Raw genomic sequence first — 26,994 nt, 5'->3', positions numbered from 1 at the left:
TATAAATTAATTTTCTATTTTAACTAAACCTTTCAATTCCTCTGGAACCTTACCTTTAGCAATTGCTGGTGTTATTGCTGGCTGTCCATTCTTTTCTAAAACTTCTGGATGTTCTAAGATAAACTTAACAAACTCTATTCCCATTTCTTTATGTGGAGCATTCTTTGGAACTGTCATACCATAAACTATTGGTTTTCCTACTATTGTCTTGTTTTTACTTAATATATCTACCCTAACTTTTTTGTAAGTGTCTGCATATTCATAATACCCAAGATTTATTTCTTTTGGAAGTACAACATATGATAAATTATGCTGGTTTGCAACACTTTTGTAAATGAATAGATAATCAAACGCTCCAGCTTCTAAAGGAGCCAATAAGTCTGTCTCTTTACTTCTAATTAATATCCTGTTAGTGTTGTAATCAACATCTGGAGGAACTAATATTATATATGTCCCATTTTCTTCCTTAAATTTAATATTAGTATTTTTTAGAATTAAATTCTCATAAATCTTTGGATTCTTGTAATAAATTGAGGCTAACATTAAAACCATCTGACTTCTATAACCACATGGGTCATCGTTAGGATTTGAGAATCCAAATTTAACATCTGGCTTTTCTAAAATTTTATACCAATTAGTTGAATTTATTTCATTACTGTATTTACTTTTATCAGTGTATGCTAAAACTATCTCATTTCTTGCAAACATAACGTACCAATCTGCATATTTTGGCATCATCATTTGAGGAATTAATGAGTAATCTGCTGATGCCAAAACATCTGCCTTTTTACCTAAATCAATTATTTTTCTTACGCATGCAACACTGCCAGCGGGTTCTCTTTCAACATCTACATTTGGATGTTCTTTTTCGAACATCTTTTCATACTCTTCAAAAGGAACTGACAAACTTCCAGCGTGGAATACTTTCAAAACAATTTTTTCCTGAGTGCATCCACATAGAACTGTTCCAATAATTAGGAATATTCCAATTGGTATTAATTTTTTTATCATAGATTTTCACCTTTTTTAATTAGGTTTCTAAAAGTAAATGTATTTTGGTTTCATATTTAAATATTATGTTTATTATTTTCAATTAACAAAATTTATAAATTAATACTATTTACAAAAATAATTTATGAAGAAAAAATTAAAATTACAAAAATGCGAGGCATGAGAATTATGAAAAATGCTCTAATAAACGCTACAACCAAAAAGTTTGAAATTATAGAGAAAAATATTTTACCAATAGATTGGGGGTTATATTGGCACAATAAATTTGAGACATGGAAGTATGATGTCTATGATGAAAAAAATGTCTTTTGTTTTGGGATTGGAGGATTGCCAATAATTGGTGGGCATAGATTAATATTTTCTTTTAGATCTCCACTCTGGGATGGGTTCTATTTTTCATCAATGGGTGGAGCGGGATACCAGTTTAAAAATACTGGATTAAACAATGTAGGTATTATAGGAAGATGTGAAAAGCCATCATTTTTAGTTATAGAATATGAAGGACAATTAAAGATTGATTTTATTGAAGTTAAAGAGGACTTAAAGACAGTTTATGAAGTTAGCAACTATGCATTAGAACTTTACAAAGATAAGAATATGAGGAGTGTAGTTGTTGGAGAGGCAGCAAAAAGAACAAATATGGGAGGTTTATTTTCTCAAACCGTTAGAAATGGTAAATTTGTTGAAGGTTCAGAAGATTGGGCCGCAAGGGGAGGGGGAGGCTCTGTTTTATATAGAGCTCACAACATCATTGGAATTATATTCTTTGGTGATGGAAAGGAAGATAAAGAAAAAAAAGAAAAGGCTAAGGAAATTATTGAAAATTACTATAAAAAGCCAATGAGTAAAGTTGTATTAGAACATACTAAAAAATATAGATATAATGATGAAACGAAAACTGGGGGAACCTTTGGAAATAACTGGCTTTTATATAAAGAAAAAGTTCCAATATTCAATTGGAGGATGCCATATATTAGCAAAGAGGACAGAAAAAAGATCTTAGAGAGGATATTAAAATACTATCTTGAAACTTTCAACAAAGAAAGTATAGAGACAAAAAAATGGACTAACTGTGGGGAACCTTGTCCAGTTCTATGTAAAAAATATAGAAATAGAAATAAAGTTGATTATGAGCCATATGCGGCAAATGGGACATTATTAGGAATCTTTGATTTATATGAGGCTGATAAAGTTACAAAAACTGTAGATGAGTTAGGATTTGATGCTATAGAGATAGGAAATTTAATTGCGTGGGTTTTTGAACTTTTAGATGTGGGATTATTAAAGGAAGAGGAGTTAAAGATAAAGAAGCCAATATTTGACTATAAAAAAATTATTGAAAGTAGTGAGGAAGATATTAAAGAAATATCTAAGCATAATGCAGAGCAGGCTGTAAAATTTTTACACAATTTAGTTAAAGAAGAAAATGAAATCTACAAAATATTATCATTTGGAAAAAGAAAGGCATCAAAAATATTAAATGAAAAATATAAAGATAGAGTTAATAAAGTTGGAAAAAAATTCAACGACTTTGCCGCCTATATCCCATTTGGTAACTGGGGAGAAATTGCTCCTAATCTATACTGGACTCCTGGATTCTTTATCCCTATGGTTATTCAAGGGAGGTATTTAACATATTACAAACCAGAATTTAACGAGCCAGAAAAATTGGCAGAGTTAATTGTTGATAGTATAAAATTAGAACTACCAATAGAAAACTTAGGAATTTGTAGATTCCATAGAAGATGGTTAAAACCTATATTAAATGAATTAACTAAAGAACTTTTAGGCATAGAGAATATTGTAGAAGATTCTTTAAAGTTATATAGAGACATCTGTGAATACAATAAAAAATTAGGATATCCTGTTAAAATAGAAAGTGAAAGGATTAGAGATTTAATTATAGGTCTTGCAAAAGAGTATAACAATGAAGAATGGTCTAAAAAATTTGAAGATGACAAAAATAATGTAGATGAATATGTTAAAAGAGTTTTAGAGAAATATTCTGAACTTTTAGGGATTGACTGGAGAATTAATTAATTTTTTATTTTATTCTCTCGCAGGTCCAGCATCTTCAAAACCTTGTCTTAACCCTTTTCCAGCCATTTTTGTTAAATACTCTGGTTTAAATAATAGATAATAAACATTTTCAGCATGTTCTTCAGCCCTTCTTTTAGCTAGCCAATCTAATTCCTTATCATCTTTAGCCTCATCTTCATGAACAAAAACTTCAATTATATGTTTATTTGTCATTAATTGAGCTAACATTAATCCTAATGATGCCTCATGAGCACAAACTTTATCTTTTTCTGCCTTTCCAGGCATACCTAATGCCATTACTATATCGCAGTTTTCTTCTTCCAATAATTTTTTACATTCAACAGGCAAATCTTTTATTCCTGGAACTGTTCTTCTAATAATCTTAATGTTTGGAGACAACTCTTTTAATTTTTTTATAGCTGCAGAAGCCATATCTACTCTTGCAAATGTTGTATCAACTATTCCTACTTTTTTTGTCAAAATTTTCACCTTATTGTTTATTTTTTATAAATAGAAACTTTTATATATCCATCTATTAAGTAGTCAAAATTTATTTCTTTATCCCATCCTGCTTTTTGGAAGATACTCATAAAACATATTCCAATAACTAATTTAGGAGATAGTTTATTTATTAATCCCTTAATTTTTTTTACATCAACCCTGTATTTAGGCATTGCTAATCCTCCAAACAATATAACAGCATCTACTTTATTTAAACTTTTAAAATCCTCCATTTGTATTCCTATATCTTTTATAACAAGTTTTTTAACATTGTCCAAATCTCCATTAGGGATAAAATATCCTTCTTTATTTCTTATTGCATATCCAAATAATTCAGCAAATGGTTGACAAACTCCTATAGAACCAACAAATGCAACACTTTCTATGTTATTACTATCTATTAGATTTTTAAACTCTCTTAGCATTGGAGTTAAACCTTCATCTTCTTTTAATAATTTTAATAATGATGACATTTTTTCACCATTTTTAATATATAGACTTAAATAGAATTTTCATAGATTCGTGAGTAGGGATGTTATAGTATTCTTTAAGTAGTTTTGTAATCTTTAATAAATTAAGATTCTTTAAAGATTTTTTATCCTTATCTAGCCAGTCAAAATTTTTTAACATATAATTTTTATATTTCACTACTCCTTCACGAGGTTCATATTTATTTATGAATTTTGATAGAATATATGCTGAAATAATTGCGTAAACATTACCATGACCAAATGGACTTACTAATCCTATACTTTCACCAATACTTGCTATACATTTTTTTTGATAATGACCACTTATAAAACTTTCAAATAATAGGTTTCCATTAATTTTTGAGATACATGAACAAATTTTAGTGTAATCATTACCAAAAATCTTCTTTACATAGATAGTTAAATAATCTAATAACTTATTGGAATTTTTATAATAAGCACATCCTATGTGATACATTTCATTTTCTATAGGAATTACCCAAGAGTAACCTATAAGTGGTTTTCTATGAGATATTTTTATATTATCAATTAAGATATTATCAATTTTTTTTGAAGAATTTATTAAAAATTGACATACTTTAATATCATTTGTAGATTTATTATTTAATTGAAGAACTTTAGCATTTCCTGAGGCATCTACAACTAAATCATAATATTTAGCCTCATCTTCTGTAGAAAACTCCCTGACTATAGTCCCTGTCGTACTAACTTTTGTAATAAATCTATTAATAGCAGGCTTAAATTCTCTCTGATTGATTAAAGTCCTTGGAACTAAATCTTCAATTAATTTAGGTTTATTTACAATGTAAATTTTTTTATTTAAAAAATAACTAACTCCATTAATGTCTATTTCGTTAATCTCTTTAACAATATAATCTTGAAAGTGAATATTTAATTTTTTTAAAATTTTTTTTACTAGTAAATATTCACTCTTTTTAGAAAATACAAAGGTTGAGCTTTTACAACCTCTAACTAATAATGGGTCATAAATATTTATATAGAAACCTTTTTCGTACAACAACCTATATAATACAGAACCAGAAACTCCTGCTCCTATAATCCCTACACGCATAATCTCCCCCATACATTTTACAAGCCCAAAGAGTTACATTTTTATTAATCATATATCTTATTAAAAAATATTTATAATTTTTGATTCATAATTAGTTATTCAAATACATCCAAATATATGAATATATAATATAAAATAAAAAAGATAAAGATTTTTTAATTATTTATTATTTCTTTATATGTTTTTAAATCAAATATTATATTTTCTGCCTCCTTATCAGAGACATTTTTTAATCTACCATTAATTAATTCCTGCAATTCCATTGCATTTACGAACTTTATAACTTTTGGAATGACTGGTTCTAATCTATAATCGTATTTTATATGTTTTACTGATGATTCCTCAACTGTTATATTAGTTCCAAGCCATTTTGCTGATGCTTTTACCGCCAACTCTTTATTTTTATTAATTTCATCTGTTGCATCTTTTAAGAGTTTAGCAAAAGTAATAACTGCTTCTTTTTTGTTAGTTAATGCGTTTTCAGATGCTACTACACAACAACATGGGTGGTTTGCCCATGTACCTCCAGTAGCACTTGGTAAATCACCACTGTATATAATTACTTTACCAATACCTCTACTTTGTATAATTTCAGGCATTGGCTCCCATGCAATTACTGCATCTATTTGCTTTTGAGATAACATTTGAGGCATGTTTCCTTGTCCTTTACAATTGTCTAAATAAACCATAGCACTTTTGTTGTTTGGATTTTCAGTGTATGTTATTCCCTCTGCTTTTAAGGCATCTTTAATCATAACATATTGAATAGATGTTGGTAATGGATGTCCTATCTTTACTTGATAACCTTTTTTATGCTGTTCTTTTATCCAATTTATAAACTCTTTCCAATTGTTTACAGGAATATCATTTCTAACTACAACTGCTGAACCTTCTGTATGCAAGTTCATTATAACCTTTGCCTTTGTTCCGCTATCAATATAAAAGATTGCTGGAGGATATCCTAATAAGGCAACATCAACTTGTCCTTGTGACATTAAATTCATTATACTTGCTCCACCAGTTTTAACTATAACGAGTTTTACATTAGCGATTTTTTTGTCATCTTTATATAGTTCATATTCTTCCTTAGGTTTTACTTCTTTTAAATATATTCCATAACTTTTCTTAAATATATCTGGATAGTAGCATGCTACAAATAACGCTGCATGGTGGTCTGTTGGTAAATATGCCACAGTCAATGTAGGAACTCCTGAGCTTTCCTGATTTTGAACACATCCAGATAATGATACTACAAATATTAGAGATATTATTGATATTAATATTCCTACAAGATAAGACATTTTCACGATATCACCCCAATATACCATTAAAAGAAAAATGTTAATTATGTGATATATAAAATTTTTTATTTTTTTGCATAAGATTATTCTTATAAGAAAATGGATATATTGTAATATATTAGTTACGATAAGTTGATGAATTAAGAATTATTTAAATAATTTAAATTTCCTTATTACAAAATCTTCTAATAATTTCTTTAACTATATCAAAAGAACTGTGAAATGGACATTTTACATAATTATTAAATCTAACTATTTCAGGATGCAAATTATATTTTTCAAGTTCTTTTTTTAGAGTTTCTTCATCAAAAGTTGTTTGGTCAGGTCCTAAAACAATAATGTCTGGTTTTAATTCTAATATTGGCTCTAATTTATTTTTTAAACTTCCCAATATTGCTTTATCAACTGGTTTTAATGCTTCAACCATTATTCTCCTTTGTTCTTCTGGAATTATTGGAGTTCTACCTTTTATTTTTTTAACGGTTTCGTCCCTTGCAACGATAACTATAAGTTCATCACCTAAACTCTTACAAAATTTTAATAGCTCATAATGTCCGGGATGCAAAATATCAAAAGTTCCAGCAGTAACTACTCTTTTTTTCTTGTTCATATTCTACCTCTTTAAATTTTTTTGTCTCTATACTTTGCCAAATAAAATGCATTTAAAGCACCAACAACCAAAGGACCTATGGCAAACCCACTAAATCCTAATGAAAGAGGAGCCATTAAAAATGCAACAACTACGAGAACTGGATGTATATCTACTTCTTTTTTTACTAAGTAAGGTCTTATTATAAAATCAGGAGCTATTGATAAAAATAACTCTCCATAGATAAAGATAAAAATCGCTTTTGTATAATCTTGGCTTAAAAAATAATATATGGCTATAGGGATATATACCATCCATCCTCCTAATATTGGAAGAAGAGCAAATATTCCAGTTACTGCCGCAAACAGTTCTGAATATGGAACATTTATAATTTTATATCCAATATATGACAATATAGTTATTATCAATGAAATAGTGATACAACTTATAAATAGATTTTTATAAGATTCATGCAAATATTCGAGATATATTTCCATTTTTTCTCGATAATTGTAAGGAATAAAGGAAACAATTAAATTCTTAATTTTTGCACCATCTCTTAAGAAGTAGAATGTTATAAATATAACCATAATAACTTTTATTATTAAATATCCAAGATCTACAATTTTGTTAGAAATTACGCCAATCAAATATTTTAAGAAATCGTTAATATATTTTATAACAGTTTGTTCGTCTATAAATTTATTCAATGGAGTGTTGTATAAATTATTAAAAATAAAATTTAAATACCTTCCAATAGTTTCTGGATTGAAAGAATATGCTATATCTATAAGTGTAACTAATGTATAAATACCTATTATCATAATTGGTAAAATAAATATAACAATTGCTAAACCTGCTGATATAGTTTTACTAAATTTTTTATTTAATAATTTATACAATGGTAAAGCCATATACGAAAATGCTACTGAATAAGCTAAAACATCTATAAATGGAAAAATAATATAAATTAACATTATCAACAGTCCTATAATTATCGCTTTCCTAATTATTCTAAATTCCGAATCTTTCATAACTATCCCGTGATGCCAATGAAGGTTTTAATGCCAACTATATACTACCCACACATTGGAGGAATTACGATACATGTAGAGAATATTGTTAGACATTTAAAGGATATTGAATTCCATATATTAACCTATGATAAGTTTGAAGAAAACAGATATAAAAATGTAATTGTTCATAAAGTTCCTCATCTTAAAAAATTTAGAGGAATTAGTTATTTGATAAACGCTTACAAGATAGGAAAAGAAATTATTAAAAAGGAAGAAATTGATATAATTCATTCTCACTATGCATTTCCGCAAGGATGTATAGGGGGATTATTAAAAAACAAATTTTCCATTCCACATATTTTAACTCTTCACGGCAGTGATGCATTAATATTAAAAAACTCTGCAATAGGAAAATATTTTTTTAAATATGCTGTAAAAAATTCAGATAAAATAATCTGTGTAAGTAATTATATAAAAAATCAACTAAATGATAAAATTAAAGATAAGGCAGTAGTTATTTACAATGGAATTAATAGAGAGCATTTATATTATGAGAGCGATAATAACTTTGGTTTATTTGTTGGAGCTTTTGTGCCACAAAAAGGAGTAGATATTTTAATAAAGGCTATTGAAGATATAGATTTTAATTTTAAACTTATAGGGAGTGGTAAATTATATAAAAAAATAGAAGATTATATTATAAAAAATAAATTAGAGAATATTCAACTTTTAGGTAAAAAAAGTTTTAATGAAACCTCTTCATTTATGAGAAAGTGTAGTTTTTTAGTAATTCCTTCAAGAAGTGAGGGTTTTGGTCTTGTAGCAGTTGAGGCAATGGCTTGCTCTAAACCAGTAATTGCTTCGGATGTTGGTGGTTTAAAAGAGGTAGTTGTTGATGGATACAATGGATTACTATTTAAAAAAGAGAATATTATAGATTTAAAAGAAAAAATTCAAAAATTGATAGATGATAAGGATTTAAGAAAAACATTAGGTAAGAATGGAGAAAAATTTTCAAAAAAATTCTCTTGGAAAAAATGTGCTGAAAGTGTTAGAGAAATATATGAAAATTTATCTTAGAATTCAGTATTTTTTACTTTTTTAACAACACTTATTCCAAAAATCTCAGCAGTTTTATACTGCCCATTTTCATCTTTTTCAACAGATTTAACCATATCCCAAATTGTCAATAGAGCTATAGAGACACCAGTCAAAGCTTCCATTTCAATTCCTGTCTTATATGTGGTTTTTACAGTACATATTGCTTTTATTCTATCTTCAAATATTTCAAAGTCAATTTTTACTGAAGTTATTGGTATAGGGTGGCACATTGGAATTAGATCATATGTTTTTTTAACTGCCAAGATTCCAGCTATTTGTGCAGTAGTTAAAACATTACCTTTTTTAATTTTTTGTTCCTTTATCAATTTAATTGTCTCTGGTTTTAATTTTATATAACCTTCAGCAATACATTCTCTATAAACATCTTCTTTTTTAGAGATATCAACCATCTTAACTCCTTTATCATCAACATGGGTTAGCATTTAATCACCACAGTTTTTTAAACTAAATTATTAGGATAGGATAGTTATACGATAAATAGTTTAGTCAGTTTGATCAAAAAATCATAATTAGACAAAGAAATAGAACAACTTTACAAAGGCCTTTTTAACATCTTCATGAGCCATATCTTTCTCATTCGATTTAGCTTTTAATTCTTTACCAATGACCTCACTCAGATCTTTAAAAAGCTTGTTAAGAACTTTTGGATACTCTTTACTTTTTAACTCTGCAAGTTTCATAGCAGTTTCAAGATCACCAGTTATGTAGAAGAAGAGTATCCTTGTAAGGGTTTGAATTAAGCTATAAGTTGAGTTATAAGCCTCATCATCCTGGATGAGTTTTTTGTATTTTTCATAATAATCCTTATCCCCTTTGAGATAACAGTTATACATCTCCTCCACTTCGATCTTAATTTCCCCTACTATAACAGCCATTTCAGGATCACGAAATTCTGGAAACTTGCTTAAATCAAAATCTCTAAGCATTTTCACAATTTTATTTAGATCTTCCAATTCACAACCAAAAATATAGCTTAACCCGTAAAAAAGGGTTTTTACAGTATTATCTAATTCCAAATATCTTAAAAGATCTTCCTTTCCTTTAAATTCTCCATTCAGTATGGATTGAACAAGGTACTCAGCGCATCTATGAGCTACACCATCATTTGGAATTTTTGGTAGATTTTCTTTGCAAATATTCCAGAGTCTTTCAAAGTCACACAAGCCTCTATTAACCTCAAACTCAAATTCAAATGATCTGATTACATTTATTCTTCCAATGTAACTAAGTAAGGATAATTTATTATTAATTGTTTCTGAAAGCTTCAAGCAGTCTCTGAAAAACCGCTCAGATTCGTTTAAATCTATCAGATAATTAGTTACTCCGAGTCTGTAGTAGACAGATCTCCTCAATTCTTTTAACTGATCTTTAAATTTCTCTTCAGCTTTGCCACCTAACGGTTTGAAAACTTCTTTCAAGCTATCTTCGAACTTCAAACCCTCAAGATTGCTAAGACACTGGTATAGATTGTATAAAGCCTTCACTGGATTAAATGTCCTTGTAATCTCTGCTTTATTAATTAAAAATAATACCTCTGCAAGGTTTTTGAGATTGTCATCCTTCATTTTCTCCAATTCTTCCTCAGCCTTCATCAAACAATAATATCCATCATTAAAAAAACCATATTCATTCAAACCTTTTGCAAGGCTTGAATATGTCCATATCTTCCAACATAAAACAACATCGTCCCCATCAACATCTGAGATTTTTTCATTAAGATTGTGAGAAATCCATCTGTATCCATCATTTTCAAATATATACGGACCAAACTCTGCTAAAGTCCTTGCGAATACTAAGGCATATAAAAGGTTTTCCTTTTGTAATCTCTCATCCCAAACTTCAAAAACGATTGGAAGAAATCTTAAACTTACTCTTGGTAACTTATTCAAAGCAATACTACTCCAGAGGAATGTAGATTTTGGTTTTTTAATGCCCTTTAAATGTAGCCATTCTAAATTTTTCAGAGCAAATATTAACATTCTATATTTAAATCTGCCGCTTTCTTCAAATTCTCTATCAAAAATATCTATTATAACCTCTCTTATAATGGACAAATCTTTTTCAAGATCTTCCTTCTCTTCATCAGTATAGAACTCGCAAAGAGCATCGAGAAAAATTTCAAACTTTTTCCACATTTCTTTTGCTCTATATACTTTCCTCTTTTTTCCTTTCCAATCTTCTTTATAACTCTCAATAATAATTCTATAATATTTGTCTGTAGAACTTATTATGCTACATTTTCCAAATCTTTTATAAATCCTTTCATCTTCACAGAACATTTCAATTTCATCTTCCGATAGATCATTCAAAATTATAGCTATGTAGCATGGATATTCTTTTAATTTACTGTAAATCTCGAACAAACTACTCAACTTGAGAGTTTTATTTGATTCAACCATCAATCTCTTTTCGTCTTCATTAGCTTTTACAATCTCCGAAAATGTATAATACATCTCTGCTTCACCAATTTTTCTCATCTCATCCATAGTAAAGTCTAATTCAAGTAGATATAGTGCAATACAAATAGTTCCAGCTGAAACCTTGTAAATAGTATCAAGAGCTTCATTAAACTTGATTTTAAACTTATTCTCTATAACCTCAGCCGTATATCCATTAGCGTTTAATAACTCTACAAACTTTTCTTTATCTGCAGAATCCATAAAGAACAGTTTTTCTCTAATCCTTATTTTTAAAAAGTCCTTAGCTCCTCTAAAAAGCAGTTTGTTAAGGTCTGGTACTCTTTTCTTAGTATCATACATAAACCTTAATAGTTTAAAATATGTTTCTAAACATTCTTCATCAGTATCATCAATCCTCTTTACAAATAAAATCTTTACTCCTCTTTCATTTACAACCTTTAAAAATCTAACAAGATTTTTAATTTCATCCTCGTCAAAGTCTGCCAAATCATCAACTATAAAAACCATATCCTCATCAATTTTTGAAAGAGGATTTTTCTCAAGTAATTCTTTTATTAATTCTTTTATATTGTTAATAGTAGAAGAGACAGTTAACCCTAAGATTAAAAATGCTGAAAGATTTAACAAGATGCTTAATAAACTATCATTTAAAATATTTTTTCTGAAAAATTCTAACATCTTACCAATTATTTCATTTTTTCCAAATGTATTTACAACTTCTATACCAAAACTATCTTCAAACCAATCATAAAGTTTTTCTGCAACTTCTTTTACTTCTGATATTCCTATACATATTTTTGTATGCAGATCTTCAAGCTTTTCGAGTTTTTTACTACCAAACTTCTCTACAATCCATTTTAAAGATCCCCAACCTTTTTTACCTAATCTATGAAGAAGCGTTCCATTCAAAGCAATAACTACTGCATAAGCCAAAATTTCAACTTCATCATCTTTTCTATCTCCTCTCCAAACTTCCCGCAATGATATACTTCTAATTTCTTCTTTCTTCCCATTTTCATCTCTAAATTCAATATCTATCTCTTCTCGGGTTAGATAAATAACCTTTTTTCCTTCTCGTTTCAATTTTACATAAATGTATCTTGCAGTTGTCGTTTTCCCCATCCCCGCTAAACCAAAAATACATGCATTATCTGACTTTAAAACATTGATAACCCTATCTTCAAAACCTCTTACTACATATCTACGCATCCCATAACTTCTATTTTCTACTTCCGATTTCATAAACATAAATAACCCCCTTATTAATTTTCATCAAACGATATATATAAACATAGCGGTATAGTTTTACCTCAATTTCCATCAAATGGGTAAATATAAATCTAATGATGTAATTTTATAAAATAAAGAAATAAAAGCGATAAAAATATGATAAAATCGAAGATACCAAAGATTAAGCGTATAATACTTAGAAAAGTTTATTTCGAAAGTATTAAAAGATTAAATATTATTAAATTATTTTCTTATTATATTGAAAAAATTAAGAAAATTCATCAAAATGAACTTCTAAATATATATTCGAGCTATATCCAAAAAAGGTTTAGGTCATAGACACATCCTATTCACTTATAACTTCAAAATCTTAGATATAATTACACCAAATACATAAATATGTAAATTCTTAATGGAAACTGCTGTTCAACTGTATAGTATAAATTAATTCATTTTAAATCATTATTTATGAGTATATTTATATATGTAAGTTTAAAGTTTATTGGTGATGATTATGGATGAAAAAACAAAGTTAATGAGATGTATAATTAAAAAAATCTTAGAAGAATATGAAAAAAATAAATCTTTAGATAAAAAAAGAATAGAACAAATTAAAGCAGAATGTTTAAGAATTTATAAATTGGGAATTGGACATCCATCTAATTCAGAAATTTTGCAGTATGCTACAGAAGAAGAAAAAAAATTGCTAATTCCTATATTGAGGAAGAAACCTGTTAGAACAATCTCTGGTGTTGCTGTTGTAGCAGTTATGACGTCTCCAGAAAGATGTCCTCATGGAAAATGTATATTCTGTCCGGGAGGAGTAGGGAGTGTATTTGGAGATGTCCCACAAAGTTATACTGGGAGAGAGCCAGCAACTATGAGAGGCTTAATGTTTAACTTCGACCCATATTTACAAACAAAAGCAAGAATTGAGCAGTTAGAAAAAGTAGGTCATCCAACGAACAAAATAGAACTTATAATAATGGGTGGAACATTTCCAGCGAGAGAGATAGATTATCAAGATTGGTTTATTAAGAGATGCTTAGACGCTATGAATAAAGTTGAGGCAAAAAGTTTAGAAGAGGCTCAAAAAATTAACGAAACGGCAGAGCATAGATGTGTAGCTCTCTGCATTGAAACAAGACCAGATTACTGTGGAGAGAAAGAGATAAATCAAATGTTAAAATTAGGAACTACAAGAGTAGAGTTGGGTGTTCAAACAATTTACAATGAAATTTTAGAATTTTGTAAAAGAGGACATACAGTTGAAGACACTATAAAGGCTACTCAATTATTAAAAGATAGTGGTTTAAAAGTATCTTATCACTTAATGCCTGGAATGCCTGGCTCTGATATGGAGATGGATAAAAAGATGTTTAAAGAAATTTTTACAAACCCAGATTTTATGCCAGATATGGTTAAAATCTATCCTTGTTTGGTTATAGAAGGGACTGAACTTTATGAGATGTGGAAGAGAGGGGAATATAAGCCATACAGAGAAGAGGAGGCTATTGAAGTTATAAGTTATGCCAAATCAATAATGCCCAAGTGGGTTAGAACTTCAAGAATTCAGAGGGATATTCCTGCCACTGTAATAGTTGATGGAGTTAAGAAAAGCAACTTAGGAGAGTTAGTCTATAAGTATATGGAAAAACATGGAATTAAGTGTAGATGTATAAGATGCAGAGAAGTAGGACATGTGATGTATAAAAAAGGAATAATACCAGATATAGAACATATAAAGTTATGTAGAGAAGAATATAAGGCAAGTGGTGGAACTGAGATATTTTTATCTTATGAAGATGTAAAAAATGATATATTAATTGCTTTCTTAAGATTGAGAGAGCCATATAAACCATTTAGAAAAGAGATTGATGATAATACTATATTAGTTAGACAACTTCATGTATGTGGTCAAGAGAAACCATTAACTAAGGATTTGAAAGAAATTACTTGGCAACATAAAGGATATGGAAGAAAACTCTTAGAGGAGGCAGAAAGAATTGCTAAAGAGGAATTTGGTAAAAAGAAAATCTTAGTAACGAGTGGTATAGGAGTTAGAGAATACTACAGAAAGTTAGGATATGAAAAAATTGGAGTTTATATGGGCAAATACTTAAAATAAATGACACAATGAAGGGGAGATATAAGTTATCATCTATTTTTATTTTTTTGCTAATAAATTCAAAGAATGCCGCAAGTAATGAGACAAAAATTCCATAAATTCCATAAAATGGAAATAATATCAAAGATGATGATATAAAAAATGCCAAAAATCCCTCAATTGTTTTACCAAAATATTTTATTTTAATTTTTCCATTTATTCCAATAATTGTGGCTAATGAATCTCCAACAGCAAATACTAAGGTTCCAAAAAATATTGCCTTTATATCATTAATAAAAATTAAAGATATTAATAAACCAACAGCAAAATATATAGCCCCTTCTCCATTTTCACCTTCTCTTTTACATAGATTTAGTAAATCTGAAATTATTGGAATATAATGTTTTTTACACAAAAAATATAAAAAAATCCCTACTATTATACTGACAAATAAAGGAATTATTAAAAGTTTTTTAAATATCAAGACAGAAAAAGATATTATAACTCCCGCAATTAAATGAATTGTTTGTCTATATAACTCTCTCAAGCTTTCAACCTTTTTTATTTAATACAAATGTTTATATATAATAAATACTAAAATTTAATTATTATTTATACATATAGAGGGAAAATATGGTGATTAAAAAAATATTCTTCATACTAATACCAATGATAATTGTAGTTGGCACATCAGGATGCTTAGAACAGCCAAAAGTTGAAATTGTTAGTCAAAAAATCCAAAAATTAAACGCAGATAATACAAAGATAGAAATTCAAGTATTGGTAAGTAATCCAAATCCTATTGGAATAACTATAAATAAAATATCATTTGATATATATGCATTGGTTAATGGTGAAAAAGTTTATTTAGGACATGGAGAGCAGAGAAATATTAAAATAACATCTGGAAACAATACTTTCACTTTACCAATAGAAATATCTAACAAAAAACTTATTGAAGTTGCTGTAAAGGGTAAAAGCACAAAAATACCTATTGAAATTAAAGGAAATATATCAATTAACTTAATAGTTACAACAGTAAGTATTCCAATAGATATTCAACAGGAAATAGATGTCTCTGCAATAGTAAAAGAAGAGATGTTAAATCAATTAAGTAATTTAAATAACTTAAACACTAACCAAATACAATCAGTAACTCAATAATTTAAGATGACTTTTGCAGTTTTATTAAAAAAGATTTATTCTTTTTCACTCTTTTATAATTTCAACTCCATATCTAACAACATTGTCTTTCATTAAATAATCTCTAAATTCGCATATTTTATAAGTGGTTTCCATAATTTTTTTTGAGTAATTGACATCTATCAAAGTGTTTAAAAATGCTCTTAAATCGTAGGGATTTTTAATTTGGTATTTATTTTCAGCATCCGTAGAAATTACAACTGGAACATCATACTTTTTTGCTAATTTTAAGTTATTTCTAAAAAATAGTAATGTTCTCGCCCTTTCATAACCATCTTTACTTAAAAGATTTTTTAAATTTATTTCAATAGCCACTCTGTGAGTTGATGCCAATCTCGCCAATACATGGTCTATTCCGCTATCTTTTCTACCCAATTCAGGAGTTGATAGTATATCTACATCGTGCATTTCCACAGATGCTCTATTTATTTTTAAAATTCCTCCTTCAACTAATATTATATGACATTTATTTCTAAATTTCTTTACCTTTTTTCTCAATTCTTTAGAATTCTCTGTTTTTATTTTCACTCCTGAATAAACTTTTAATTTATAACTTTCACCAATAGATTTTACCTCTTCAAATAATTCTTTGTCAAATTCATAATCATACTGATAAAAAACAAATCCGTTCCATTTTAACTCTTTTAGCATTTTAATATCTTCTTCATCTTTTATTCTATTAATGTCAATTCTCATAATATCACAAAGTTTATTTAACTCTTACAACTTTGTTCTCTTCTTTTTTGTAAATTCCTACGGCATCAATGCTATTCTCCAACATTGCAAAGGTTATATCTTTTTCATATCCAAGATTTTTTAAATTTTTAGCAGATGATGATTCTAAAATTAAAGACATCCAGTCATATTTAGTTAATTCTACTGCTGCTTTAATAAAATCATCATACTCTCTATTGAGATACTTAGCAATAATTCCACAGCCAATAAAATCGTCTATTGAAAAGTTATTTTCTCTATGACATGGAACTAAACTGACATTTTCAAAATCCTTAACTGCTTCAGCGACATACTTTGCATTAACTATCGCTCCTATAAAAATATATTTAGAGTTTAAGTTTTTTAAAACTCTCGTTCCATTTGTAGTTGATAATATAATCTTTTCTCCATTTTCATATCTTTCCTTTATAATATCTTTATTTGCTAAAATCTCAGTTGGGGAATTTCCAAAATCAAAGTTCTCTATTTTTCTGCCCTTTCTCTCTCCAATGTATATGGCATTTTCTTCTTCTCTCTGTGTAGATGTAGTTATATATACCTCATCGATAAATGATAGAAGAGTTACTATTGTAGTTGATGCTCTTAAAACATCTACAACTATTGCTATATCATAACATTTATGATCAGCAAATTTATTACATAGAGTTATCATATCTACCCCATCATTTTTTATTTTATATTAAGGAATATAAAAAGGAGGGATATGTTTTGATTTTAGAGGAATTTTTGCAGATTGTAGGTTTGATAACATTAACAGTATTTATATTAATATTTATAGTATCCATCTTAATTTTAATTATCGGATATATATTATTAAAAAAGGATAGGTTGATATTTCCAAATTTGGCTTTATTCTTAATGGATAATTTTTATTCAATACTATTAAAAGTTTTTCTATTAATTGGGACAGAAGATACTTTTTATAGAGTAGGAATAGAATTTTACAATAAATATTATGAAGATGCATTTAAAAAAGCAAAAAATAAGGTTTTGGTTCTTCCACACTGTTTAAGAGATTCAAAATGTCCTGCTAAATTAACCCCTAATGGTGTTGAATGCATATTCTGTGGAAGATGTAAAATAGGAGACATTATAAAAGTGGCAAAGGAAAACAATTACAAAGTTTATATAGTCCCAGGCTCAACATTCTTAAAGAGAATTTTAAAAGAAGAAAAGCCAGAGGCAGTGTTTGGAGTAGCGTGCAATAGGGATTTATTTTATGGAATGAATATGTTATCAAGAAAAGGAATTCCTTCACAAGGACAACCTTTATTAAGGGATGGGTGTATAAATACTTTGGTTGATGTTGATGAACTCATATCAAGATTAAAAAATTTAAGGTGAGAATAAATGTTATCAAAAATAAAAGATTCAATAAATTCATTAAGAGGAATTACTGAGAAGAAATTGGAAAAGAATGATGGAACTAAATATATTATGTTTGGAGGTAAGGGAGGAGTTGGAAAGACAACAATGAGTGCCGCTACTGGCGTATATTTAGCTGAAAAAGGGTTAAAGGTTGTTATCGTCTCAACAGATCCTGCTCACTCATTGAGAGATATATTTGAGCAAGAATTTGGGCATGAACCAACAAAAGTTAAGGGCTTTGATAACTTATATGTTGTAGAGATAGACCCACAAAAAGCAATGGAAGAATATAAAGAAAAGTTAAAGGCTCAAATTGAAGAGAACCCATTCTTAGGAGAGATGTTAGAAGACCAGTTGGAAATGGCTGCTCTCTCTCCAGGAACTGATGAAAGTGCTGCTTTTGATGTATTTTTAAAGTATATGGACAGTAATGAGTTTGATGTAGTTATATTTGATACAGCCCCAACTGGACACACTTTGAGATTCTTAGGAATGCCAGAGGTTATGGATAAGTATATGACTAAATTGATTAAATTAAGGAAACAGATGAGCGGATTTATGAAGATGATGAAAAAATTCTTGCCATTTGGAGGAAAAGATGAAGATATTGACTATGACAAGATGTTAGAAGAATTAGAAAAGATGAAAGAGAGAATAGTTAGAGCAAGAAAAATATTATCAGATCCAGAAAGAACTGCTTTTAGATTGGTAGTTATTCCAGAGGAGATGAGTATCTTAGAGAGTGAGAGAGCGATGAAAGCATTACAAAAATATGGAATTCCAATTGATGCAGTTATTGTAAATCAACTAATTCCTGAAGATGTCCAGTGTGACTTTTGTAGAGCAAGAAGAGAATTGCAGTTAAAGAGATTGGAAATGATTAAAGAGAAATTTGGGGATAAAGTTATTGCCTATGTCCCTCTCTTAAGAACTGAAGCAAAAGGTATTGAAACACTAAAACAGATAGCAAAGATATTATACGGAGAGGAAAAAGAAGAACAGAAAGTTACTGCTCAATAGATATTGCTACAGTAACTCCATTTCTTTTAAACTTTTTTAATAATAAACCAATATTTTCATAGTTTTTATTTGTTAATTTTTTGACAGCTAAGATTGATGCAGGTTCTGAAACTCCATAAACTCCTATATGTTTATATACAAATTCAGACTTCTCTAAATTCATTTTTTTATAAACTTCATTAATCTCTTCTTTTTCAAAAATAAACAATGGTTTTTTAAATTTATTTACTGTCTCTAAAATTCCTTTCTCATCTTTTTTATCTTCTATTGTAGCAAGAGCATCAACTCTCCAAACTGGTATGTTTCTCAAAAATAAAGCTTTTTTAACTGCCCAAAATACTCTATATCTCTCAATTCCTTTTCTTGCTCCCAAACCAACAGCAATTCTTAAAGGTTTTAACTTTATTTTGTTATCAACTACAACCTCATAACTATCGTGGTAATTGATTTTATAGCCATTCAATCTTTTTATTTTCCAATGTTTTGGAACTATTAAATTAATATCTTCCTCTAAAATTTTTTTATTTATCTTTAGTATATCTTTCCTTTTTGGAGTTTCCAAAAATAATATTTTGGAGAGTTCATCAATCCCTATTATTCCATTTACATCAGTTGCGGTAGTAAATATGACTCTTCCATTTATATTATTGGCTATTAGTTTGGAAAAATAATTTCCCCCACCTAAATGGTTAGATAACAATGGAATGAGTTCTTTATTTTCATTACAAATAATAACAAAAGGGTCTTTAAATTTATCATTTTTAATTTTATCTAAAAACTTCCTCAACACTATACCAGTAGCCATTATGAATATAAAACCATCTTCATCTCCACTAATTTTAAAATTTTTTATTGGAAAAATTTCACTTTCATATAAATAGTAATCTAAAACTCTTTTAATCCCTTCTGCTATTTTTTTCCCACTATTTGTGATATATACAATTTTAATCATACTGCATCACAAAAAGTTTTTATCTAAGTTTATTGTAAAATAGTATCTATGAGGTGGGTATTTATGGTTTTGGAACATCTAATTTTATTGATATTAATAATTGCAGTAGGGATTTTATTCTTTAAGCTAACTTATAAAATATTGAGATATTTAGCGGTAAATACAATAATTGGTTTGATATTGGTAGGAATTTTAAATTTCCTCGGAATTGTGCATATAAAACTAACCTTAATAAACTTATTAATAATAGCATTTGGGGGAATAATTGGAGTATTTATCTTAATTTTACTCTCAATTTTATAAAAAACAAAAAAGATATTAAGCTTTCATTGAATACTCATATGCCTGACAAGCCCAATAATCTAAAACATCTTTTATTGACTTTAAGTTTTTATCTTTTCTTTTTTTAATTTTTGCTAAGTCCCTTAATATTTTTAAAGTTTTTTCTATCTCATTTTCGCTCATTAAGGTGGCGTTAATTAATAAATTTATAGCCCTCTTATCAATGTCATCCATAATACCACCTTTTAATACTATATTTTAAGTTAGTATTATCATATATAAAATTTTTGGTTAAAAATATGAAAAATATTCATTATAATTCAAATTAAAATTTATTTTATTAATATTAAAATTTTTTGTAGTTTTATTAATTTAAATATTTAAAATATACAATTAATATTCTGAAAATAAAAAATGAAAAATAAAATAAAAAATTAATTTTATTTGATTCCCATAGCCTTATTAGTTTTTTCAATTGATTTAAATTTATCTTCTTCTAATTGAAGCATAGTCCTTATACAGTCAATATTCTCTGGAATAACTATACTCTCTTGATGAACTGCCTGCATTAAGAATATCTCATTATCTACAACATTAACACTTTCCTCCCAAACAACTAACTCATTTATATCGTATCTCAATCTACCTAAATCTCTTCCATACTCTATTATCTGTGCAGTTGATGTAAATCCATCCTCATATTTAACAGTTATAATTCTTGGAGTTTTCTCAATAGATTCTAAAACTTCATCTCTACTAACATTATTTTCTACTTCAACCATCAATGTATGCTGATGCATCAAAGTTGTAGGAACAATTACAGCTGATGTTACTATCTTCCCTTCAAATTCAGGAACTACTGAAACTACATCAGGACCATGATGGGAAGGGACAGTTACAGGATTAGGAACTATGGCATTAACAGGCCCTCTTTTGTCATCATTTGGATCTGCCGCTCTTCTAACTAATACTACTCTTGCCTTTTTAATGTCTGCAACTGAATTTATAGCGTATAATATTCTACATAAACCAGTTGTATTACAAGAGACAACTCTTACATAATCTTTTCCATAGCATCTGTCATAACTCCAAAGAGCGTTGAAATTATCTTCAACATCTTTTGCCTTTTCTCCTCCTTGTAGTATAGCCTTAACTTTGTGTGGCTTATAAATATTTTCTAAATTCTGCTTTCCTATCTTTTTTGGGGCACCATCAACTACAATATCAACATCTTCTATAATATCTAATATTGTTCCTTCTACAGGGATTCCAGCGTCTTCAAATAATTTAACTCTCTCTTTATCTGGAATTGCTACAAATAACTTGTAACCTTTTTCTACTGCTAACCTTGCTTCAAAATCAGGTTTGGTTTTAGTAACTCCTACAACCTTCATATCATCTTGCATTGAAACAGCATCTGCCACTCTTTTACCAATTGACCCATAACCGTTTATTAAAACATTAACCATTAAAATCACCTTAGATTTAAAACAGCTATTTTGATAATAAATTTTTAATTAGTTCTGAATATTTATTATTTATGATTTAAATTATATTACTTTATCTAAATATATAGATTAATGCTAATAAAATAATATTTTTGGGTATTATTAATTAAAAAAATGTGTATCTACCCTTGGAAAACCGTGGCCTTCATCGAAGCCGTAGTGGCTACTCGGCACGGCCGCCTTGTGGGTAGAATGTCGAGGTGGTTTCATCCCTATGGAGGGTCGCCACCTGAGACATATATTTATTTATTAAAAATGGGGTATATATTTTTTACCACAAAATTATTATTTCTCAAGCCAGCCAAAGTATTTTTCTATAATATACCAAGCACCTTGAGGAGGGATTAAACCAACCTCTGTAATTATTGCATCTATATATTTAGATGGAGTTACATCAAATGCAGGATTCCTCACTTTAATACCTTTATACTTATCTTTAAATACTACCACTTCCTTAGGGTCTCTTTCTTCAATCTCTATTAACTCTCCTACTATAGTTTTTGGATGAAATTTGTAAGTTTCTGCGGCTGTTAAAAAAGGAACTCTACTTTCATTAGCAATTAATGCAATTTGAGAAGTTCCTATTTTATTTACAAGACAGCCGTTTGCAGTTATAGCATCAGCCCCCACAATTACAATATCTATATCTTTTATAAAGTATCTAACTGCAGAATCGACTATTAATGTAACATCAATTCCATAATCATAGAGAGTTTTTGCTGTAATATATCCTTGATTTCTTGGTCTTGTTTCTGTGCAAAAAACTTTAATATCTTTTCCTTCATCATAGGCAGTTTTTATAACACTTATAGCAGCTTCAGAATTGCAGTGAGTTAGTATTGTATAACCATCTTTTATTCTATTTGCCCCATACTTACCTATTTTTTCAATAGCCTTTAATGAGGATTCTATAAATTCATCAGATCTCTCTATAACTCTCTCCTTTGGATTATCTTCATTTAATCCTTTTAATACATATTTAACTGCATTTGGTAAGGAGACAGCAGTAGGTCTGGCAGAGATTAATAAATTTCCCGCCTCTTTCATTTTTTTTATAAATTCATCATCACTTAAATGAGAGATTTTTATAGCATATTCTTTTAAAGCTTTTGCCGCCGCTCTTCCAATTCTTCCAGCCCCTCTAATTTCCATATTTTTAATTTTTTCATAAGTTTCTTTTATAATGTCTTCACTCATTTTAAGCACCATAAATATTTTTATAGTTCATTATAACACTTCATAAGCAAAACAGCATCATATTCCAATAAAGGACTTTCACATATTACAGTTCCAGAGGTATTAAAATCTTTCAACGCCTTTAATGCATCCTTATAATTAAAATTAGATTCTTTTAAAGGTAGATGCCTTCTTTCCCCTCCCTTTCCATACTCTATTCCTGATAAATGGATATGCATATCCTTTAAACTTTCTTTTCCTAACATATTCTCAACTTTTTCAAGTATCTTATAAAAGGAATCATAGTTATTTATTCTTCCTCTACTTCTTGCATAAATATGGGCAAAGTCGATACATGGGAGAAGATTTAAGTCATAGCATAAATTTAAAGTTTCCTCAACATCTCCAAATTGAGATACTCTTCCAGATGTCTCTGGTCTTAACATAACATTTAAATTTAATAATTCTAATTTTTCTAAAATTTTTTGAATGTTTGACTTTATTATATTATATGTGGTTTCTTTACTTTTCTTTAAGTAATATCCAGGATGAAAAACTAAGTTTCTTCCACAGTTATTTAATACTTTGGCAGTTTTAATAATTCTCTCAATACTATTTTTAATTTTATACTCTTCATTTGCATTGAGATTTATAAAGTGAGGAGCATGAGCAGAGAAAACAATATCCTTTCCATATTCCTTTAACTTTTTTGCATAGTCTTCTTTCATATAAACTCCTTTAACAAATTCCAATTCCATAGCTCCCAAATTTAATTTTCTTAAAACATCTATTCCTTTAAATTCATCCTCTGCAGATATTGGAACTCCTGCGGTGCCAAATATTAACATATTGTCCCCTTCAATATAATAAATGTGTAAATAAAATATTTTTTATTTATTTTTCTTCTATATTTTCATCAATTGGTTTAGGTGGAACTCTTGCAACAGTTATATAGCCGGTATGCCCAATCATCCTCGTTGAAGGTCTAACTCCTTTCTCAGAAACTTCAATCTCTCTTTCAATAAGTTCATAAGTATGTATATCCCAGAATCCTTCTTTTTTAAGTTTTTCAACAGTTTTTTTAACCTGCTCTATATATGGAAGATATGTAACTATCCTCCCTCTTTTTTTATTCAATGCCTTTTTTGCATTCTCTACAACATTCCAAGGATCTGGCAAATCTAAAACGATTACATCCACATCTTTTTCATCAATTTTTTCTCTAACATCTCCAATTTTTTGAATTACATTAAATAAACCATCTTCTATTTCAATTTCATCCTCATCGTCAAAATCTTCATCCAATCCAATAATTTTTTGTCCTTTTCTTATAGCCCCAACTCTTAATAAATTTTTTCTTGCAACTTTGGCAAATTCTGGTCTAATATCGTAGGTTATTACTTTCCCAGTTTTTCCAACAGCATTTGACAAATACATAGTTAATGCTCCTGAACCAGTTCCTGCTTCTACAACAGTTTCTCCCTCTCTAATTCCAGCTATACTTATAATAAAGCCAATATCTTTTGGTAATAAAGTAGTTACAGTTCTCTTCATTCTTTTTAATATGTCAAACATTGTAGGCTCTACCAAATAAAATCTATACCCTTTATGAGATTTTAGTTCAACTCCTTCTTCAACATTCTCTAAATCTACTATTCCCAAATCTGTTCCAAATTTTTTAACATCCTTTTTTAATAAATATCTCTTCCCTCTCTCATCTACTAACAGTTTATAGGCAAACATAAACATCACTCATAAAGTTAATTTTGTTTGTTTATATTTGTTTATTATATTTTGACAAGTTTTCCAGTGTATCCTTGTAATGTCTGGAAGTTTCTTATGCTTTTTATAATAATCTTCAAGGAATTTTATAGTTTTTCTATCAGATGGATAACCACTTCCAAAATCTCCGTAAGTTTTTTTATATTTTTCAATCAAATTATCCCTCTCAACTTTTGCAATTATTGAAGCTGATGAAACTATAGGATATTTAGCATCAGCCTTATGCTCTGCTATAATTTTAACATCTAAATTCCTCTCTTTAATTATGTCTTCTATCTTATCTCTAAAGCTATCTTCAAATTTTTTAGCATTTGTGCTACATGCATCTAAATAAATCTCAACCTCTTCATCTTTTATATCTAATTTTTCTATTAAATTTTTAGTAACTTTAGAGAAAGCATTAATTTCAATCTCATTTAAATTAATTCTATTCATTAGTTCATTTATTTTATTTACCTCTAAGATTAACTTTTCAGAGTATCCCAAACTTTCAAGGGATTTTTTTAACAGACTTCTTTTATTTTTAGTTAATGCTTTACTATCTTTAACTCCTAATTTTTTTAACTCTCCTTCTTTCTCCTTTTCAATGGCATAGGCGCATACTACCATAGGTCCTATAACTGGCCCTCTTCCTGCCTCATCAACTCCTATAATTATCATTTTAATCACCAATATAAATTGAAGTTTTTTAAGGTTAAGTTTTACCTATTTAAAAATTTCTACTTAATTTAAGAAGTAAGGATTTTATATTAATTCTGCTAAGAAATAATTTAAATAGTATTCACTTAACTTTTTTAAATTTAGATTTTTAAAATTTCAGAATTTTGGAGGGATACAATGATTTCAAAGAACGAGATTTTAGAAGTTTTTGAAAAATATAATAAAGATGAGATAACAATAGCAACATTGGGAAGTCATACATCCTTACATATTTTAAAAGGAGCAAAATTGGAAGGTTTTTCTACAGTTTGTATAACTATGAAAGGTAGAGATGTTCCATACAAGAGGTTTAAAGTTGCTGATAAATTTATATATGTAGATAATTTCTCAGATATAAAAAATGAAGAGATTCAAGAAAAGTTGAGGGAGTTAAATTCTATTGTAGTTCCTCATGGCTCTTTTATTGCCTATTGTGGTTTAGACAATGTAGAAAATAATTTTTTAGTTCCAATGTTTGGTAATAGAAGAATTTTAAGATGGGAATCTGAAAGAAGTTTAGAAAGAAAACTATTAAAAGAATCTGGAATAAGAGTTCCTAAAAAATATGAGAGTCCGGAAGACATTGATAAAACTGTTATCGTTAAATTCCCTGGAGCAAGAGGAGGGAGAGGATACTTTATTGCTTCATCAACAGAGGAGTTTTATAAGAAGGCAGAAGATTTAAAGAAGAGAGGAATATTGACTGATGAAGATATAGCCAATGCACATATAGAAGAATATGTCGTTGGAACTAACTTCTGCATACACTACTTTTACTCTCCATTAAAAGATGAAGTAGAATTGTTGGGAATGGATAGAAGATATGAAAGTAATATAGATGGATTAGTTAGGATTCCAGCAAAAGACCAATTAGAATTAAATGTTAATCCAAGTTATGTAATTACTGGAAATATTCCTGTTGTAATTAGAGAAAGTTTATTGCCACAAGTTTTTGAAATTGGAGATAAATTAGTAAGTAAGGCAAAAGAACTAATACCTCCTGGAATGATTGGTCCATTCTGCTTACAGTGTTTGTGTAATGAAGACTTAGAATTAGTTGTCTTTGAAATGAGTGCAAGAACTGATGGAGGTTCTAATACCTTTATGAATGGAAGTCCATACTCTTTCTTATACAATGGTGAGCCATTAAGTATGGGACAAAGAATTGCAAGAGAAATTAAAATGGCTTTACAGTTGAATATGATTGATAAGGTAATCTCATAATATTTATAATATTTAAAATTTTTTAAGTTTGTGACACAATTTTACACTTTTAAGTAATATTTAAATATAAGCTGATAATTAATTACACTTTGTTCAATTCGTTCAAAATTTTTTGAATATATTAAACATTTTGAATATATTGAAC

27 protein-coding genes are annotated in these 26,994 nt (G+C 28.4%); 8 read left to right on the top strand and 19 right to left on the bottom strand.

Annotated elements, in window-relative coordinates; all coding sequences use genetic code 11:
• Window positions 1-6: 6 nt before the first annotated feature.
• Window positions 7-1,011, bottom strand: coding sequence for a tungstate ABC transporter substrate-binding protein WtpA (gene wtpA, locus KMP69_RS05225; protein WP_214399418.1), 1,005 nt, complete (start codon window positions 1,009-1,011; stop codon window positions 7-9).
• A gap of 168 nt (window positions 1,012-1,179) precedes the next feature.
• On the opposite strand from wtpA, the gene KMP69_RS05220 reads away from it, so the two are divergent.
• Window positions 1,180-3,051 carry an aldehyde ferredoxin oxidoreductase C-terminal domain-containing protein gene (locus KMP69_RS05220; RefSeq protein ID WP_214400758.1) on the top strand — a complete coding sequence of 624 codons (1,872 nt, stop codon included), beginning with the start codon at window positions 1,180-1,182 and terminating at the stop codon, window positions 3,049-3,051.
• A 9-nt stretch (window positions 3,052-3,060) separates the two neighbouring features.
• Here KMP69_RS05220 and ribC read toward each other — a convergent pair whose 3' ends face one another.
• The 6 genes from ribC to KMP69_RS05190 form a co-directional block, all read right to left on the bottom strand.
• Entirely contained in the window at window positions 3,061-3,531 is a 471-nt protein-coding gene (ribC, locus tag KMP69_RS05215; protein ID WP_214399417.1) for a riboflavin synthase, read from the bottom strand.
• A 17-nt stretch (window positions 3,532-3,548) separates the two neighbouring features.
• Entirely contained in the window at window positions 3,549-4,025 is a 477-nt protein-coding gene (locus KMP69_RS05210) for a DUF2124 family protein (protein ID WP_214399416.1), read from the bottom strand.
• A 13-nt stretch (window positions 4,026-4,038) separates the two neighbouring features.
• Window positions 4,039-5,115, bottom strand: a complete 1,077-nt coding sequence (locus KMP69_RS05205) for an NAD(P)/FAD-dependent oxidoreductase (RefSeq protein WP_214399415.1) — start codon at window positions 5,113-5,115, stop codon at window positions 4,039-4,041.
• 155 nt (window positions 5,116-5,270) lie between these two features.
• Window positions 5,271-6,416 (bottom strand): ABC transporter substrate-binding protein, encoded by a 1,146-nt coding sequence (locus tag KMP69_RS05200; RefSeq protein ID WP_214400757.1) that lies wholly within the window; start codon window positions 6,414-6,416, stop codon window positions 5,271-5,273.
• Window positions 6,417-6,576: 160 nt separating this feature from the next.
• Window positions 6,577-7,026: an adenylyltransferase/cytidyltransferase family protein gene (locus KMP69_RS05195; protein ID WP_214399414.1), complete on the bottom strand. Its 450-nt coding sequence runs from the start codon at window positions 7,024-7,026 to the stop codon at window positions 6,577-6,579.
• Between the two features lie 11 nt (window positions 7,027-7,037).
• Window positions 7,038-8,039 (bottom strand): AI-2E family transporter, encoded by a 1,002-nt coding sequence (locus KMP69_RS05190; RefSeq protein ID WP_214399413.1) that lies wholly within the window; start codon window positions 8,037-8,039, stop codon window positions 7,038-7,040.
• Between the two features lie 18 nt (window positions 8,040-8,057).
• Between KMP69_RS05190 and KMP69_RS05185 the strand changes: the two genes are divergently transcribed.
• Entirely contained in the window at window positions 8,058-9,101 is a 1,044-nt protein-coding gene (locus tag KMP69_RS05185) for a glycosyltransferase family 4 protein (protein ID WP_214399412.1), read from the top strand.
• Here KMP69_RS05185 and moaC read toward each other — a convergent pair.
• Both moaC and KMP69_RS05175 read right to left on the bottom strand, forming a co-directional pair.
• Window positions 9,098-9,565 (bottom strand): cyclic pyranopterin monophosphate synthase MoaC, encoded by a 468-nt coding sequence (gene moaC / locus KMP69_RS05180; RefSeq protein WP_214399411.1) that lies wholly within the window; start codon window positions 9,563-9,565, stop codon window positions 9,098-9,100. The two genes, KMP69_RS05185 and moaC, sit on opposite strands and share 4 nt — an antisense overlap.
• 87 nt (window positions 9,566-9,652) lie before the next feature.
• On the bottom strand, window positions 9,653-12,811 hold the full coding sequence (locus KMP69_RS05175) for a nucleoside/nucleotide kinase family protein (protein WP_214399410.1): 3,159 nt from the start codon (window positions 12,809-12,811) through the stop codon (window positions 9,653-9,655).
• A 496-nt stretch (window positions 12,812-13,307) separates the two neighbouring features.
• Here KMP69_RS05175 and KMP69_RS05170 point away from each other — a divergent pair, with 496 nt between their 5' ends.
• Window positions 13,308-14,921: a tRNA uridine(34) 5-carboxymethylaminomethyl modification radical SAM/GNAT enzyme Elp3 gene (locus tag KMP69_RS05170; protein ID WP_214399409.1), complete on the top strand. Its 1,614-nt coding sequence runs from the start codon at window positions 13,308-13,310 to the stop codon at window positions 14,919-14,921.
• Here KMP69_RS05170 and KMP69_RS05165 read toward each other — a convergent pair.
• Window positions 14,854-15,447: a diacylglycerol/polyprenol kinase family protein gene (locus tag KMP69_RS05165; protein WP_214399408.1), complete on the bottom strand. Its 594-nt coding sequence runs from the start codon at window positions 15,445-15,447 to the stop codon at window positions 14,854-14,856. The two genes, KMP69_RS05170 and KMP69_RS05165, sit on opposite strands and share 68 nt — an antisense overlap.
• 86 nt (window positions 15,448-15,533) lie before the next feature.
• Between KMP69_RS05165 and KMP69_RS05160 the strand changes: the two genes are divergently transcribed.
• Complete coding sequence (locus KMP69_RS05160; protein ID WP_214399407.1) at window positions 15,534-16,064, top strand: LEA type 2 family protein; 531 nt, start codon at window positions 15,534-15,536, stop codon at window positions 16,062-16,064.
• 45 nt (window positions 16,065-16,109) lie between these two features.
• On the opposite strand, the gene rnp3 is transcribed toward KMP69_RS05160, so the two are convergent.
• Both rnp3 and comB read right to left on the bottom strand, forming a co-directional pair.
• Window positions 16,110-16,799, bottom strand: a complete 690-nt coding sequence (rnp3, locus tag KMP69_RS05155) for a ribonuclease P protein component 3 (protein ID WP_214399406.1) — start codon at window positions 16,797-16,799, stop codon at window positions 16,110-16,112.
• Window positions 16,800-16,812: 13 nt separating this feature from the next.
• The gene (gene comB, locus KMP69_RS05150; protein WP_214399405.1) at window positions 16,813-17,490 is read right to left on the bottom strand and encodes a 2-phosphosulfolactate phosphatase; all 678 of its coding nucleotides are present in this window, start codon (window positions 17,488-17,490) and stop codon (window positions 16,813-16,815) included.
• Between the two features lie 59 nt (window positions 17,491-17,549).
• Between comB and KMP69_RS05145 the strand changes: the two genes are divergently transcribed.
• Window positions 17,550-18,182: a DUF116 domain-containing protein gene (locus KMP69_RS05145; RefSeq protein WP_250543646.1), complete on the top strand. Its 633-nt coding sequence runs from the start codon at window positions 17,550-17,552 to the stop codon at window positions 18,180-18,182.
• 6 nt (window positions 18,183-18,188) lie between these two features.
• Window positions 18,189-19,226: a TRC40/GET3/ArsA family transport-energizing ATPase gene (locus tag KMP69_RS05140; protein ID WP_214399403.1), complete on the top strand. Its 1,038-nt coding sequence runs from the start codon at window positions 18,189-18,191 to the stop codon at window positions 19,224-19,226.
• Here the strand turns inward: KMP69_RS05140 and KMP69_RS05135 are convergent.
• On the bottom strand, window positions 19,213-20,178 hold the full coding sequence (locus KMP69_RS05135) for a cobalt-precorrin 5A hydrolase (protein WP_214399402.1): 966 nt from the start codon (window positions 20,176-20,178) through the stop codon (window positions 19,213-19,215). The genes KMP69_RS05140 and KMP69_RS05135 overlap by 14 nt on opposite strands.
• A 63-nt stretch (window positions 20,179-20,241) precedes the next feature.
• Between KMP69_RS05135 and KMP69_RS05130 the strand changes: the two genes are divergently transcribed.
• Complete coding sequence (locus tag KMP69_RS05130) at window positions 20,242-20,481, top strand: hypothetical protein (protein ID WP_214399401.1); 240 nt, start codon at window positions 20,242-20,244, stop codon at window positions 20,479-20,481.
• 15 nt (window positions 20,482-20,496) lie between these two features.
• On the opposite strand, the gene KMP69_RS05125 is transcribed toward KMP69_RS05130, so the two are convergent.
• From KMP69_RS05125 to rnhB, 6 genes are all read right to left on the bottom strand, one after another.
• The gene (locus KMP69_RS05125) at window positions 20,497-20,694 is read right to left on the bottom strand and encodes a hypothetical protein (RefSeq protein ID WP_214399400.1); all 198 of its coding nucleotides are present in this window, start codon (window positions 20,692-20,694) and stop codon (window positions 20,497-20,499) included.
• Window positions 20,695-20,900: 206 nt separating this feature from the next.
• Entirely contained in the window at window positions 20,901-21,929 is a 1,029-nt protein-coding gene (locus tag KMP69_RS05120; protein WP_214399399.1) for a type II glyceraldehyde-3-phosphate dehydrogenase, read from the bottom strand.
• Between the two features lie 324 nt (window positions 21,930-22,253).
• Window positions 22,254-23,165, bottom strand: coding sequence for a ribose 1,5-bisphosphate isomerase (locus KMP69_RS05115; protein WP_250543576.1), 912 nt, complete (start codon window positions 23,163-23,165; stop codon window positions 22,254-22,256).
• Between the two features lie 20 nt (window positions 23,166-23,185).
• A complete protein-coding gene (locus KMP69_RS05110; protein ID WP_214399397.1) occupies window positions 23,186-23,992 on the bottom strand; it encodes a TIM barrel protein in 807 nt (268 codons plus the stop codon).
• Window positions 23,993-24,038: 46 nt separating this feature from the next.
• A complete protein-coding gene (locus KMP69_RS05105) occupies window positions 24,039-24,887 on the bottom strand; it encodes a tRNA (adenine-N1)-methyltransferase (RefSeq protein WP_214399396.1) in 849 nt (282 codons plus the stop codon).
• 9 nt (window positions 24,888-24,896) lie between these two features.
• The gene (rnhB, locus tag KMP69_RS05100) at window positions 24,897-25,586 is read right to left on the bottom strand and encodes a ribonuclease HII (protein ID WP_214399395.1); all 690 of its coding nucleotides are present in this window, start codon (window positions 25,584-25,586) and stop codon (window positions 24,897-24,899) included.
• 177 nt (window positions 25,587-25,763) lie between these two features.
• Between rnhB and KMP69_RS05095 the strand changes: the two genes are divergently transcribed.
• The gene (locus KMP69_RS05095; RefSeq protein WP_214399394.1) at window positions 25,764-26,849 is read left to right on the top strand and encodes a formate--phosphoribosylaminoimidazolecarboxamide ligase; all 1,086 of its coding nucleotides are present in this window, start codon (window positions 25,764-25,766) and stop codon (window positions 26,847-26,849) included.
• The last annotated feature ends 145 nt before the right edge of the window (window positions 26,850-26,994 follow it).

This window comes from Methanocaldococcus lauensis (genome assembly GCF_902827225.1).
Classification (GTDB): domain Archaea; phylum AGJL01; class Methanococci; order Methanococcales; family Methanocaldococcaceae; genus Methanocaldococcus; species Methanocaldococcus lauensis.
The sequence above is the reverse complement of the archived record's forward strand: the minus strand, read 5'-3'. Positions and strand labels throughout refer to the sequence as shown.

Excerpts from the sequence above, each read along its gene's own strand:
- wtpA (WP_214399418.1), bottom strand. The coding sequence starts at position 1,011 with ATGATAAAAAAATTAATACCAATTGGAATATTCCTAATTATTGGAACA.
- KMP69_RS05220 (WP_214400758.1), top strand. The coding sequence starts at position 1,180 with ATGAAAAATGCTCTAATAAACGCTACAACCAAAAAGTTTGAAATTATA.
- KMP69_RS05210 (WP_214399416.1), bottom strand. The coding sequence starts at position 4,025 with ATGTCATCATTATTAAAATTATTAAAAGAAGATGAAGGTTTAACTCCA.
- KMP69_RS05205 (WP_214399415.1), bottom strand. The coding sequence starts at position 5,115 with ATGCGTGTAGGGATTATAGGAGCAGGAGTTTCTGGTTCTGTATTATAT.
- KMP69_RS05200 (WP_214400757.1), bottom strand. The coding sequence starts at position 6,416 with ATGTCTTATCTTGTAGGAATATTAATATCAATAATATCTCTAATATTT.
- KMP69_RS05195 (WP_214399414.1), bottom strand. The coding sequence starts at position 7,026 with ATGAACAAGAAAAAAAGAGTAGTTACTGCTGGAACTTTTGATATTTTG.
- KMP69_RS05190 (WP_214399413.1), bottom strand. The coding sequence starts at position 8,039 with ATGAAAGATTCGGAATTTAGAATAATTAGGAAAGCGATAATTATAGGA.
- KMP69_RS05185 (WP_214399412.1), top strand. The coding sequence starts at position 8,058 with ATGAAGGTTTTAATGCCAACTATATACTACCCACACATTGGAGGAATT.
- moaC (WP_214399411.1), bottom strand. The coding sequence starts at position 9,565 with ATGCTAACCCATGTTGATGATAAAGGAGTTAAGATGGTTGATATCTCT.
- KMP69_RS05175 (WP_214399410.1), bottom strand. The coding sequence starts at position 12,811 with ATGTTTATGAAATCGGAAGTAGAAAATAGAAGTTATGGGATGCGTAGA.
- KMP69_RS05170 (WP_214399409.1), top strand. The coding sequence starts at position 13,308 with ATGGATGAAAAAACAAAGTTAATGAGATGTATAATTAAAAAAATCTTA.
- KMP69_RS05160 (WP_214399407.1), top strand. The coding sequence starts at position 15,534 with ATGGTGATTAAAAAAATATTCTTCATACTAATACCAATGATAATTGTA.
- rnp3 (WP_214399406.1), bottom strand. The coding sequence starts at position 16,799 with ATGAGAATTGACATTAATAGAATAAAAGATGAAGAAGATATTAAAATG.
- comB (WP_214399405.1), bottom strand. The coding sequence starts at position 17,490 with ATGATAACTCTATGTAATAAATTTGCTGATCATAAATGTTATGATATA.
- KMP69_RS05140 (WP_214399403.1), top strand. The coding sequence starts at position 18,189 with ATGTTATCAAAAATAAAAGATTCAATAAATTCATTAAGAGGAATTACT.
- KMP69_RS05135 (WP_214399402.1), bottom strand. The coding sequence starts at position 20,178 with ATGATTAAAATTGTATATATCACAAATAGTGGGAAAAAAATAGCAGAA.
- KMP69_RS05130 (WP_214399401.1), top strand. The coding sequence starts at position 20,242 with ATGGTTTTGGAACATCTAATTTTATTGATATTAATAATTGCAGTAGGG.
- KMP69_RS05125 (WP_214399400.1), bottom strand. The coding sequence starts at position 20,694 with ATGGATGACATTGATAAGAGGGCTATAAATTTATTAATTAACGCCACC.
- KMP69_RS05120 (WP_214399399.1), bottom strand. The coding sequence starts at position 21,929 with ATGGTTAATGTTTTAATAAACGGTTATGGGTCAATTGGTAAAAGAGTG.
- KMP69_RS05115 (WP_250543576.1), bottom strand. The coding sequence starts at position 23,165 with ATGAGTGAAGACATTATAAAAGAAACTTATGAAAAAATTAAAAATATG.
- KMP69_RS05110 (WP_214399397.1), bottom strand. The coding sequence starts at position 23,992 with ATGTTAATATTTGGCACCGCAGGAGTTCCAATATCTGCAGAGGATGAA.
- KMP69_RS05105 (WP_214399396.1), bottom strand. The coding sequence starts at position 24,887 with ATGTTTGCCTATAAACTGTTAGTAGATGAGAGAGGGAAGAGATATTTA.
- rnhB (WP_214399395.1), bottom strand. The coding sequence starts at position 25,586 with ATGATAATTATAGGAGTTGATGAGGCAGGAAGAGGGCCAGTTATAGGA.
- KMP69_RS05095 (WP_214399394.1), top strand. The coding sequence starts at position 25,764 with ATGATTTCAAAGAACGAGATTTTAGAAGTTTTTGAAAAATATAATAAA.